Below are 11618 nucleotides of genomic sequence, written 5' to 3'. Positions count from 1 at the left end.
GTCCGGGCCGGGCTGCTCTCTCGGGTCACTCCGACGACGACTTGGACTCCGAGCCCCCCGTCCGCCACCCCGCCAGCGCCGCGTGCTCGGCCGCCACGTCGGCCACCTCGGCCGGGTCGAGACGGCCGTCCTCGGTGAGAAAGCCGGTGACGGACGCCGGCGGGGTGGCGTCGAACGTCGGGTTGTGAACGTCGATCGCCCGGTCGCCGTCGTAGACCGCTTCGGCCGGCCCCGCCTCGAACGTCGGCGTCCGATCGGGGCTGATCTTGTCCTTCGACGTAACGACGTACACCGGCGTCTCGGTCCCGTTGGCGGCGACCGCCGCCGCGCGCGAGCCGACCTTATTTACAAGCGTGCCGTCGGCCAACACCGTGTCCGCGCCGAGCACCACGGCGTCGATTGCCTCCGTCGCGAGGACGTGAGCGACCGCTGCGTCGACACAGACCGCCACATCGACGCTCGCCTCGGCGACGCGCTCGGCGACCCCGATCCCCTCGCGGTCAGGGCGGGACTCGGCGACGACCACACGCTCCGGTGGGCCCGCTAGTACGGGCAACACCGTCCCGGACCGCGAGAGGGTGAGCACCGTCTCCCCCTCGACGACCGAGCGCGCCGTCTCCGCGGCCCGCCGGTCCGCGTCGAGGGCGGCGTCGATTTCTTCGATCGCCATCGAGACGACCGTCGCCGCGGCGCGGTCGCCCGCTGCCCGCGAGAGGATCCGGTCGACGCGGGTGCGCAGCGCCGCCATGCTCGGCCGCGCCGCGAGGACGTCCTCGGCGACGGCAGTCAGGTCGGCCCACGCGGCGTCGGTCCCGACTCCCTCCGCCCGGAGCGCGCCCGCGGCGTCCCGGACGATCTCCATCGCTCGAATCGAAATGTAGCTGGAGCCGTGCTCGGTGTCGGCCGAGAGCGTCGCCGGCGTCGGCCGGACGCGGTCGTAGGCCCGCCACAGCCCCGGCATCGTCTCCCGCCGGTGGATCTCAGTCGCCGGTACCCAGTCGGAGTCGATCGCCCTGTCGGGGAGTTCGACGTCGCGGGACGGACACTCGAAGAGCGCCGGATGGATGACGAACTCGGTCCCCTCGGCGCCGACAGTGAACGGATCGCCGCTTCGGACCGGCGTCGCGCTTTCGGGGAGGCCGGCGTTCTCGGGACCGTCGGCGTTCCCGTCGGCCGCCCCGACGAGTCCCGTCCACCGGTCCGCGAACGCCGCGATCGGTCCCCGATACTGGGCCAGGAGGATCTCGGCGTCGTTCCGGAGGAAGGCGACGGCGACCGGCGGCACGTCGGTTCCCCCCGTCATTCCGCGATCAGTGCTGGAAGGCCCGCTGGCCGGTGAACGTCATCGCGACGTCGTGTTCGTTCGCGGCGTCGATGACGTCCTCGTCGTTGACGGAGCCGCCGGGCTGGACGACCGCCTCGATGCCGGCCTCCGCAGCGACTTCGATGCCGTCCGGGAACGGAAAGAAGGCGTCCGAGGCCATCACGGCTCCTTCGGCGTCCTTCCCTTCGGCGTGCTCGTCGGCCTTCATCGCGGCCAGGCGGACGGCGTCGACCCGCGAGACCTGCCCCATCCCGACGCCGACCGTCTCGGTCCCGTCGGCGAGGAGGATCGCGTTGGATTTGACGTGTTTGATCGTCCGCCAGGCGAAACACATCGTCTCGAGTTGCGCCTCGGTCGGTTCGCGGTCGGTGACCGTCTCGAGGTCGGCCGGCCCGAGCGACTGGCCGTCGCGCTCTTGGACCAGCCGTCCCCCGACGAGGTCGCTCTCGACCGTCGGCTCGGAAGCGCCGTCGAGCGAACCCACGTCCAGCACGCGGAGGTTGTCCTTCTCGGAGAGTTCCTCGAGGGCCGAATCGGTGTAGCCGGGCGCGACGACGACCTCTTTGAACGAGTCGGTGATCGCCGCGGCCGTGTCGGCGCCGCACGTGCGGTTCAGCGCGACGATGCCGCCGAAGGCGCTCATCGGATCCGTCGCGAGCGCGTCCTCGTAGGCCGCCGCCAGCGACTCGGCGGTCGCACACCCCGCGGGGTTGGTGTGTTTGATGACCGCGGCTGCCGGGTCGTCGAACTCCGTTATCAGTCTCAACGCGCCGTCGGCGTCGTTGTAGTTGTTGTACGACAGCGCCTTCGCGCCCTCGTTCAGTTGCGCGGCCCCGACGACGCTGGCCCCCTCGCGGGCGCGGTCGAGGTACACCGCGGCGTCCTGGTGGGGGTTCTCGCCGTAGCGGAGTTCGCGGCCGCGATCCTCGCAGACGAGTCGGCGGGCGGGGAACGCGCCGCCGTCGTCGCCCTCGATGGAGACCTCGCCGCCCTCGACGGTGACGCGGTCCTCGGCGAACCACTCGACTGCACGGGGGTAGGCGCTGAACTCCGCCTCGTGGAGGACGCGCTGTTTGAGGTCGCCGACGTCGTCGCCGTCGTACACCGGGACGGGCTGTTGGGTGACGATCGGGCCGCCATCGACGGTCTCGTCGACGACGTGGACGGTACAGCCGGTGACGGCGACTCCGGCATCGAGGACCTGCTCGTGGGCGTCCGTCCCCGGGAATGCGGGCAGCAGCGACGGGTGGACATTGAGCGTCCGCGGGGCCGCATCGAGGAACGTCTCCGTGAGGATCCGCATATAACCGTCGAGACAGACGAGATCGACGTCGTAGCCCTCGAGGCGCTCGAGGAGCCGACGTTCGTGTTCCTCGCGGAGTTCGTCCTCGGCGCGCGCGACGACCTCGGTCGGGATGTCCCGCTCTCTCGCACCGTCGAGGACCGGGGCGCCCGCCTCGTTCGTGAGCACGACGGCGAACTCCGCACCGCCCGGCGCGGTGTCGGCGATGTGCAATAGGTTCCGGCCGCGGTTCGAGGCCATACCGGCGAGTTTCATGCCCGGAATCGACTCCGCCGAACGCAAAGTAGTTGCGGTTGTCACCGCGGTGTGATACAGATACGTGCATATATCGACGGCCAGGGCTCATACTGATGGACAAAAAAACGGACACACGACGCACGAGGCGCACGCCGTTCGACGGAACGACCGGCGGATCACTCGTGATCCGGTGTCGTTTGATTTCGTCCACCAGTATCAGTAATGACCGAACACTGGCCACGAGCGTGCATGTTCCGGCCCGAACGCACGCTCACAGCAACGCCCGCAACCGCCGCCGGTGAAACTCGACGGCGGCCGCGCCGGTCCGTTCGGGATACCCCGGTCGGGTGACGGCGCCGTCCGAATCGACCGCCGAGTCGACGACGGCGGCGACGCGCTCGGTGCGACCCACCTCGGGGAGCGGCCGAACCTCGGTATACCCGTCCCGAAACGCCGTCCGGAGGGCTGTTCCGTCGTCGATATACCAGTCCACGAGGAGGTGTTCGGCCTTCGCGAGCGAGAGTCCCGCTCCGGCGGCAAGGGGGTCACCCCAGTCGAGAAACGCCGTGAGCTCGCCGCGATCGATCATCGCGTTCCCCGGCCGGAAGTCCCACGGAAACAGCCGCGGTGTCGGGTCGGCCGTCGGTCTCGCCTCGATCGTCGCTTCGATCGCCGCCTCGAGGTCGGCGAACGGCTCCGGGAGGGCGTCGACGCACTCGCGAATGTAGGCGTCGAGCCACCGCGTCCAGGAGTCCGGGCCGTCGGCCCGCAACCCGCCCCCGTCACCGGATTCCCCGGCGTCGGCCACCACCGGGCCGAAGCGCTCGAAGGCGAACGCCCCGTGTATCTCGGCTAACGCCCGCCCGAACCGCTCCGCGATCCGCCGCCTCACCGCGGGCGAAAGCGCGCCGAACCGCTCGTGGAGATTCGTCCCGTCGGCCGCCTCGACGACGCGGTAGGCCCCGCCGTGATCGCGGCCGTCGGCCCCGTCGACCCGCCCGCATTCCAGCACTGTCGGGACAGGCACGGTCGTCCGAGCCGCAATTTCGCGCGCGAGCCGCGTCTCGGTCCGGAGCGCGGACGGGTCCTCGGTCCGCTGGACGACGAGGCGTTCGCCGCCGTCGACCGTGACGATCGCCGTCTCCTTTCTGTTGCCCTCGACCGGCCGTTCGATCGACTCGATCGCGCGTCCCGGACGCGCCGACTCGACGGCCGCACGTATCCATCCCGTCATCCGTCCGCGCCCTCGTCGTCGAGTACCCCTCGCAGTTCGCCCAGCGACTCGAACACGTAGTCGGGGCGATACGGAGCGGGGTCGCAGTCGCCGTCCGTCGGACACCACGCCACCGCCAACCCGGCGTTCTGGGCTCCGGCCACGTCGTACTCGAGTGAGTTACCGACGTAGAGCGCCTCTTCCGGCCGGACGCCGAGCGCCCCGAGCGCCCGGTCGAACGGGTCGCGGTTCGGCTTCTGTCGCCGTCTGTCGCCGGCACAGACGACGGCGTCGAAGGCGTCGCCGAAGGGGAGCGCCTCGAGCTTTCCCGTCTGTCGAGACGTCGGGCCGTTCGTCACGACGCCGACCGTTCCGGCGTTCGCCGCCGCCTCGACTGCCGTCGTCGCGCCCGGCCGCGGTGTCACGTCCGAGTAATCGACCGTTTCGAGGAACCCCTCGGCGAGCGCCGTCGCGTCGACCGGCGTCCGGCCGTGCTGGGCGGCCACTCGGGCGAACCCGCGAGCGAAGTAGCCGACCGGGTCGTCGTGATCCGGCGGCTCCTCGAGGGCGCTCCACAGTCCCGCCGGTTCGCCGAAGCGGTCGATACCGGCCGCCTCGAACGCCCCGCGGTAGACGGCCGCCGCCGAGTCCGCATGCTCACAGAGCGTCCCGTCGACGTCGAAGAGCACGGCTGTGAACGACACGTTCGGACCACGGCGCCGACAAATAAAACCCGCCCGGTCGCCGAGGGAGCGCCGCTGTCCGGTTCCGCGGACGCGGGACGTCCGCGAACGCCGAACCCGTGGCGTCTCCCCCCGGCTCCGACCGACATCCTTTTTCAGCGCCTCGCCGGAACCACGGACATGACACGGGGGCCGCTGTACGCCGTCTCGCCGCTCGATGGCCGCTACGCACGCTACACCGAACCGCTCGTCGACTACGCCAGCGAGGCCGCCCTAATGGGCGCTCGCGTCGAGGTCGAGGTCGAGTACCTCCTCGCCCTCGCGGACCTCGAGGCGACCCCGCTCGCGCTCGACTCCGGGACCCGATCGGAGCTCCGGGCGCTGTATCGGTCCTTCGACGCCGACGACGCCGACGTCGTCAAACGCCTCGAAACGGACGGCTACGGCGGTTACGCGGCGACGAACCACGACGTCAAGGCTGTCGAGTACTTCATTCGGCTGCACCTGCCCGACGAGGACACACAGGGACCGTGGGTGCACTTCGGGCTGACGAGCGAGGACGTCAACAACCTCGCCCACCGACTCTGCCTCGGACCGGCCGTCACGGACGTGCTCGTCCCCGCGATCCGGGAGCTTCGGGACGCGCTCGCGGACGACGCGAGGCGACACCGCGACCTCCCGATGTTGGCACGCACGCACGGCCAGCCCGCGACGCCGACGACCTACGGCAAGGAACTCGCCGTCTACGCCGCCCGCCTCGGGCGCGCGCTCGGCCGTCTCGAGGCCGCGACGGCGGGACTATCGGGCAAACTCGCCGGCGCCTCCGGGACCTACGCCGCCCACCGCGCCGCCTACCCCGACGTCGATTGGCGGGCCTTCTCGGAGTCGTTCGTCGAGTCCCTCGGCCTCGAACACGCGGGGCTCTCGACGCAGGTCAACCCCTGTGACGACCTCGCGTCGGTCTTCGACGCGCTCCGCGGGGTCAACAACGTGTTGCGGGACCTCGACCTCGATATGTGGCTCTACGTCTCCGATCGCTACCTCGGCCAGGAGGCCAAAGCGGGCGAGACCGGCTCTTCGACGATGCCGCACAAGGTGAACCCGATCGACTTCGAGAACAGCGAGGGGAACCTGACGAAAGCCAACTCGGATCTCACCTTCCTGGCCGATTACGTTACGACCTCCCGATTGCAGCGGGACCTCTCGGACTCGACGGTGAAACGGAACGTCGGCGCGGCGCTGTCGCACTGTCTCATCGGCTACCGGAAGGCGGCCGCCGGTCTCGAGAAAGTGACGCCGAACGCGGCCCTCATGCGCGAGGACCTCGAAGCCAACCCCGAGGTGATCGGGGAGGCCGTCCAGACGATCCTCCGCCGGGAGGGCGACACCGACGCCTACGAGCGCATCAAGGAACTCACCCGAGGAGAGCGCGCCACGCTGTCGGATTTCCGCGACCTCTTCGACGAGCTCGACGTCGGCGAGTCCGTCCGCGAGGAACTGCACGCCCTGACGCCCGCGGGCTACGTCGGACTCGGCGACGAGTTGGTCGACGAACTCGGGTCGCAGCGCGATCGGTAGGCGATACCGGCGGCTCCGAACCGGGGCTCTTCCGAGGCTTGACAAGAGGGGCGGACGAACCGCCAAACATGGTCGATCCCGACGCCGTCTCGCTCTCGATTTTGGTGTTTCGGATCGCGATCGCGTTCGGGATCGGTGCCCTCATCGGGCTCGAACGAGAACAGAGCGACTCGGCGGGGCTCTTCGCCGGGAGCCGTACGTTTCCGCTTTTCGCGCTCTACGGTGCGCTCGTGCAGGCGTTCTTTCCGGCGATGCTCCCGATCGCGTTGATCTCCCTCGCGATCCCGTTGACGGTCGCCTACGCCGGCCGGATCCGGGTGGCGGGCGATATCGGGCTCACGACGCTCGTGACCGCGTTGTTGACCGTCGTGCTGGGAGCGTTGGCGACCCACTCGGAGCGCGGGGCCATCCTCGCGGTCGTCGTCGCCGGTGCGGTCACGGTGTTGCTCTCGGCGAAGGGCGTCATCCACCGGTTCGCCGACCGGATCGACGAGCGCGAACGGCACGCGTCGATGAAGTTTATTCTCGTCGTGTTGGTCGTTCTCCCGTTGGTGCCCGACCGCGAACTCGATGTGCTCTTCGGGATCAACCCTCGGTACGTCTGGCTCATGGTCGCGTTCGTCTCCGGGTTGAGTTTCGTCGCGTACGTCCTCGGGCGGGTCATCGGCGTCCAACGGGGGATCGCAGTGACCGGCGTCCTGGGCGGATTCGTCTCTTCGACCGCGACGGCCGTCTCGATGGCCGAGCGAACGACGGAAGAACACACTCTCTACCGTATCTGTGCGTTCTCGACGATCGCCGCTTCGATCGTAATGTTCCCCAGGGCGCTCATCGAGGTCACCGTCGTCAACCCGAATCTACTCCCGTACGTCGTCGTTCCGCTCGGTGCGATGACCGGGATGGGGGCGGTCGTGGCCGTCGTCGTCTACTGGCGTTCGAGAACTGAGACGGAGTTGGACGCCGACACGGAAATCCGAAACCCATTCCGGTTGCGGCCGGCGCTGTTTTTCGGGGCCGTCTTCGCGGCAGTGCTCTCGGTCTCGGAGTTCGCGCACGTGCAGTTGGGCGATTCGGGAATCTACGCGATCGCGTTCGTCTCCGGACTCGCCGACGTAGATGCGATCACGCTCACGATGAGTACGCTCGCGGCCGACGGGACCGTCCCCCCGGAGGTCGCAGCGACGGGCATCGTGATCGGAGCCGTCGCGAACACGCTCTTAAAAGCCGGACTCGCGTGGCTGCTCGGAACGCGACAGCTCGGCCGCACGGTGACGGCCGTTCTGGGGGCCGTCTCCGTCGTCGGGATCCTCTTCGTCGTACTCGTGTGAGTCGGACTACGACGGTTCGCGCGAGCGGCTATCGTGTCGAGTTGTAGATCTCGACGCCCGAAGAGGCCCCGATCCGGGTCGCCCCAGCGCGCACCATCTCGAGGACCGCCTCGAAGGTAGCGATCCCGCCGGACGCTTTGATCTCCGTATCGGAGCCGATCCCGTCCGCTATCGCCTCGACCTCCGCGCGATCCGTCGGTCCCTCGTAGCCGACTGCCGTCTTGACGAAGTCCGCACCCCCCTCCTCGACGAGCCCGGCAGCACGCCGTATCTCCGGAGGCGACAGCGTCGGCGACTCGATGATACACTTCAGCGTCTTATCGCCGACCGCCTCGGCCACCGTTTCGACGTCCTCGACGACCGCCTCGTGGTCGTCGTTCGCGAACGCCGTTCGGTTCATCACCATGTCGAGTTCGTCGACGTGTTCGAGCAGTTCCTCGACCTCGTCCCGCTTCGCCGTCGAGTTCTGTATTCCGTACGGAAAGCCGATGACGGCCGCGACGTTCGCCCGATCGTCGAGCATTCGGTCCGCGAGTTCGGCGTGGTACGGGACCACGACGGCCGAGCAGAACCCGTAGTCGTCGACCTCCTGGCACAGTTCGCGGATTTCGGCTTCGGTTGCGGTCGGATCGACGTTGGTATGATCGATGATCGAGACGACGTCGGACGGATCGTCCAGCAGGGAGCTTTCGAGCGACATACCGTGCGTTCGTCGTCGCCGGATTAAATATATCCGGGCGCTTCGTCCTCCAGTCGCATCAGATCGTCAAAGGTCTCTCGGCGTCTGGTCACGCGCTCGTCGCCGCCGTCGATCGCGACCTCCGCCGGCTTGGGCTGGGAGTGAAACTGGCTGGCGAGGTTGATGCCGTAGGCACCGACGTTGCCGATCGCGAGCAGGTCCTCGGCCTCCGGGCGCGGGATCGGACGGTCGGTACAGAACACGTCCGCGCTGGTACACAGCGGTCCGCCGACGCTGGATTCGACCGGCTCGCGATCGTCGCCGGTCACGTTCCGGATATGGTGATAGGAGTCGAACATCGCCGGGCGGATCAGGGAGGTGAGCCCGGCGTCGACGCCGACGACGCGCGTCTCCGGGGTCGATTTGATCGTGTTGACCCGGGTGAGGAGCGCGCCAGCGTCGGCGACCAGATAGCGACCGGGTTCCAAGGCGATCGTCGCGTCCACGCCTGCGGTCACCTCCCGGACCATCCCGGCGGCGGCCTCGATGTCGAGTGGCGGTTCCTCGGGGCGGTAGGGGACGCCGAAGCCGCCGCCCAGATCGAGGAACTCGAGATCGCCTACGCGCTCGGCGAGGTCGGCGACCTTCCGGAGCGCTCGCCGGTGGTCCTCGAGATCACCCGAGAGGACGCCGCTGCCGACGTGGGCGTGGAGGCCGACGAACTCGAAGCGCTCGCGAGCCGATTCGACGAGTTCGGGTGCCTCGTCGTAGGGGACTCCGAACTTCGCGTCCTTGCCGGTGGCGACTTTCTCGTGGTGGCCGGTGCCGATCCCCGGGTTGACACGCAGCGCGAGGCGGCCGTCGAACCCGCGGTCCTCGAGCCGGTCGAGCGTCATGGCCGCCCCCGCCGTGATCGTCAGTTCGGGGACATCGGCCCAGAGGTCGACCGCGTAATCGAGGTCGCTATCCGGCGGATTGACCGCCGTGTACTGGAGGTCTTCCGGGTCGACGCCGGCTCCGAGCGCCCGGTGTAACTCCCCTGCAGCGGCGCACTCGATGTCCGCGCCGGCGTCGTACAGCGTCCGTACGACCGCGCGACCGGTGTTGGCCTTCGCGGCGTACATGACGTGGGCGAACCCGAACGCCGATTCGAAGCGCGCGAAGTTCTCGCGGACCCGATCGAGGTCGGTGACGTACAACGGGGTGCCGTACTCGGCGGCGAGGCGTTCGAGACGATCGCCGTCCCAGTCGGCGAGCCGCCTGACCGCCGCGGTGTCGACGAGGCTCATTAAAAACACAGCCGGGACGGCCGATAACAAGGGTTCCGCTTCCGGACGACGCCGACCGGAGATCGGCTGGCGCCGTTCGCGGGGGCTGTCCTGCCGAATGCGCGGTCGACGGCGTCAGTCCGCCACCCCAGGCGCGTCCGAGGCGTCGTCAGGTACAGTCACATCGTCGGCGCCGGGGTCCATCGCGCTGTCGGCGCCGAGTCCGGAAGCGGAATCCAAGCCCGGTCCCGAACCGGGGGCGGAATCGGCATCCGTGCTGCGGCCGGACTCGGTGCCGGGATCCGCCGCGTCGACATCGAACGCCGAGAGCGCCTCGGAGAGCCGGTCGGCCTGCTCGGCCAGCGCCGTGACCGAGTCGGCGGCCCCGCGAAGCCTGTCGGCACTTTCGGCCGTATCCGAGGCGACGGCGTCGGAGCGTTCGGCCGTCGCGTCGCCGATCTCGGCGAGCTCGTCCACTCTCGCCGAGACGTCGGTCGCGACCTGTGCCTGCTGGTCGGTCGCCGAACTGATCTCGGCGGCGCTCTCCTCTACGTCGGCTGTGTCCTCGGCGATGGCGGCGAACTCGTCGGTCGCCGCGTTGACGGTGTCGACGGCCTCGTCGAGCCGCGTTGTCAGGTCGTCGACGTCGGCAGCGACTGCGTGGGTCTCGTCGTCGATGTCCCCGATGAGCGCCTCGATCTCGCCGGCCGACTCGTGGGTCTCCTCGGCGAGCGATTTGACCTCCTCGGCGACGACTTCGAAGCCGGCCGTGTCGGTCTCGGCGCGGGCAGCCTCGATCGAAGCGTTGAGTGCGAGCAGGTTCGTTCGGCTCGCGACCTCGTCGATGAAGCTGACGATCTCGCGGATCGACTCGGTGCGCTCGACCAGACGGGCGACCGCTTCGTCGGTCTCGGCAGCGATCTCGGCGGCGTCGCGTAGAGCCGTCCTGGCGTCCTCGGCTGCCCCCACGCCGTCGTTGGCGCTCGCCGCGGTTCGGGTGGCGACCTCCGAGAGCTCGTTCGAGGCGGCGGCGATCTCCTCGACGGTGGCCGATAGCGTCTCCACGTCGCCGGCGAGCGACCCGAGCGTCTCGGATTGGCGGGCCGCGTCGTCGGCGATTTCGTCGACCTCCGCCGCGTTGGTCTCGCTCGTCTCGCTCACCGAGGCGAGTTCCCGCCGCGCCGCCTCGCTCGCCTCGGCGACCGCCCCCGCAAAGGGTTTCGCCCGCCCAATGGCCGCCTCGAAGGCGTCCAGCTGGTTGTTGTAGGACGTGACGACGCCCTCGAAGCGGTCGTCGAACTCTTCGGCCGGCAGCCGGACCGTCAGGTCGCCGCCGGCCGCCCGAGCGCTCGCGGCTTCGAACTCCTCGATCAGCCGGGTCAGGCGGGCCGATCTGGCCTCGAGGTCCGAGATAGCCGTCGAGAGGTTCTCGGCCATGCGATCGAGGGACTTGCCGAACTCCCCCGGGACCGACTCCTCGAGGGCGGGATCGCCGAAGGACTCCTTCGCGAGGGCGTCGGCTTGGCGGTCCGTCACCCGAAGCATCTCGTGCATCCGTTCGAACGACGCCGCCAGCGAGCCGACCTCGTCGTCCTGCTCGATCGCCGTCGAATCGACGTCGAGAGTGCCCTCCGCGACCGCTTCCGTGCTCGATTCGAGCTCCTGGAGCGGGCCGGTCAGGTCCTCGCGGACGATCAATGCCGTATTGAAACAGGCGATCGCGGCCAACGCGAGCAGCCCGCCCGCGACGGTGACGGCAGCCGTCCCCTCGAACACGACGACGACGCTCGCGAGCGCGATCCCAGCGGCGAACTGCAGGCCGACGGCGACCATCATCTTCCGCCAGAGGGAGTCGGTGATCCCGAGGAGGTCCATCGTTCGCCACAGCAACCGTTTATAAATGGCTCCGACCCGATAGAAGCTGACGGGAGCCGACGACGTAGTATCCATACGAAAGAATGCATCGGTGGTGTTCTAAACGGGTCGGACGAGTTCACTCGTCGAA

General features: G+C 69.0%; 9 protein-coding genes. 2 read left to right on the top strand and 7 right to left on the bottom strand.

What is annotated here, in order from left to right:
- Nucleotides 1–25 precede the first annotated feature (25 nt).
- The 4 genes from NMLP_RS09480 to NMLP_RS09465 all read right to left on the bottom strand — a co-directional run bounded on the left by NMLP_RS09480 (nucleotide 26) and on the right by NMLP_RS09465 (nucleotide 4781).
- Complete coding sequence (locus tag NMLP_RS09480; RefSeq protein ID WP_015409893.1) at nucleotides 26–1303, bottom strand: translation initiation factor aIF-2B subunit alpha; 1278 nt, start codon at nucleotides 1301–1303, stop codon at nucleotides 26–28.
- 7 nt (nucleotides 1304–1310) lie between these two features.
- Nucleotides 1311–2882 carry a phosphoribosylglycinamide formyltransferase gene (purN, locus tag NMLP_RS09475; RefSeq protein WP_015409892.1) on the bottom strand — a complete coding sequence of 524 codons (1572 nt, stop codon included), beginning with the start codon at nucleotides 2880–2882 and terminating at the stop codon, nucleotides 1311–1313.
- A 253-nt stretch (nucleotides 2883–3135) separates the two neighbouring features.
- Nucleotides 3136–4098, bottom strand: a complete 963-nt coding sequence (locus NMLP_RS09470) for a phosphotransferase family protein (protein ID WP_015409891.1) — start codon at nucleotides 4096–4098, stop codon at nucleotides 3136–3138.
- Complete coding sequence (locus NMLP_RS09465) at nucleotides 4095–4781, bottom strand: HAD family hydrolase (protein ID WP_015409890.1); 687 nt, start codon at nucleotides 4779–4781, stop codon at nucleotides 4095–4097. The genes NMLP_RS09470 and NMLP_RS09465 overlap by 4 nt, the downstream gene beginning before the upstream one ends.
- 159 nt (nucleotides 4782–4940) lie before the next feature.
- Here NMLP_RS09465 and purB point away from each other — a divergent pair, with 159 nt between their 5' ends.
- Complete coding sequence (purB, locus tag NMLP_RS09460) at nucleotides 4941–6338, top strand: adenylosuccinate lyase (RefSeq protein ID WP_015409889.1); 1398 nt, start codon at nucleotides 4941–4943, stop codon at nucleotides 6336–6338.
- 68 nt (nucleotides 6339–6406) lie between these two features.
- The gene (locus NMLP_RS09455; protein WP_015409888.1) at nucleotides 6407–7666 is read left to right on the top strand and encodes an MgtC/SapB family protein; all 1260 of its coding nucleotides are present in this window, start codon (nucleotides 6407–6409) and stop codon (nucleotides 7664–7666) included.
- A gap of 28 nt (nucleotides 7667–7694) precedes the next feature.
- Here the strand turns inward: NMLP_RS09455 and deoC are convergent, their stop codons facing one another.
- The 3 genes from deoC to NMLP_RS09440 form a co-directional block, all read right to left on the bottom strand.
- Nucleotides 7695–8366: a deoxyribose-phosphate aldolase gene (deoC, locus tag NMLP_RS09450; RefSeq protein WP_015409887.1), complete on the bottom strand. Its 672-nt coding sequence runs from the start codon at nucleotides 8364–8366 to the stop codon at nucleotides 7695–7697.
- 23 nt (nucleotides 8367–8389) lie between these two features.
- Nucleotides 8390–9634, bottom strand: a complete 1245-nt coding sequence (lysA, locus tag NMLP_RS09445) for a diaminopimelate decarboxylase (RefSeq protein ID WP_015409886.1) — start codon at nucleotides 9632–9634, stop codon at nucleotides 8390–8392.
- A gap of 114 nt (nucleotides 9635–9748) precedes the next feature.
- Nucleotides 9749–11563 (bottom strand): methyl-accepting chemotaxis protein, encoded by a 1815-nt coding sequence (locus tag NMLP_RS09440; RefSeq protein ID WP_015409885.1) that lies wholly within the window; start codon nucleotides 11561–11563, stop codon nucleotides 9749–9751.
- Nucleotides 11564–11618: the final 55 nt, after the last annotated feature.

The organism is Natronomonas moolapensis 8.8.11 (assembly GCF_000591055.1).
In the GTDB taxonomy this organism is placed as follows: domain Archaea; phylum Halobacteriota; class Halobacteria; order Halobacteriales; family Haloarculaceae; genus Natronomonas; species Natronomonas moolapensis.
The sequence above is the reverse complement of the archived record's forward strand: the minus strand, read 5'-3'. Positions and strand labels throughout refer to the sequence as shown.

Coding starts and splice junctions, on each gene's coding strand:
- NMLP_RS09480 (WP_015409893.1), bottom strand. CDS start 1,303: ATGACGGGGGGAACCGACGTGCCGCCGGTCGCCGTCGCCTTCCTCCGG.
- purN (WP_015409892.1), bottom strand. CDS start 2,882: ATGAAACTCGCCGGTATGGCCTCGAACCGCGGCCGGAACCTATTGCAC.
- NMLP_RS09470 (WP_015409891.1), bottom strand. CDS start 4,098: ATGACGGGATGGATACGTGCGGCCGTCGAGTCGGCGCGTCCGGGACGC.
- purB (WP_015409889.1), top strand. CDS start 4,941: ATGACACGGGGGCCGCTGTACGCCGTCTCGCCGCTCGATGGCCGCTAC.
- NMLP_RS09455 (WP_015409888.1), top strand. CDS start 6,407: ATGGTCGATCCCGACGCCGTCTCGCTCTCGATTTTGGTGTTTCGGATC.
- deoC (WP_015409887.1), bottom strand. CDS start 8,366: ATGTCGCTCGAAAGCTCCCTGCTGGACGATCCGTCCGACGTCGTCTCG.
- lysA (WP_015409886.1), bottom strand. CDS start 9,634: ATGAGCCTCGTCGACACCGCGGCGGTCAGGCGGCTCGCCGACTGGGAC.
- NMLP_RS09440 (WP_015409885.1), bottom strand. CDS start 11,563: ATGGATACTACGTCGTCGGCTCCCGTCAGCTTCTATCGGGTCGGAGCC.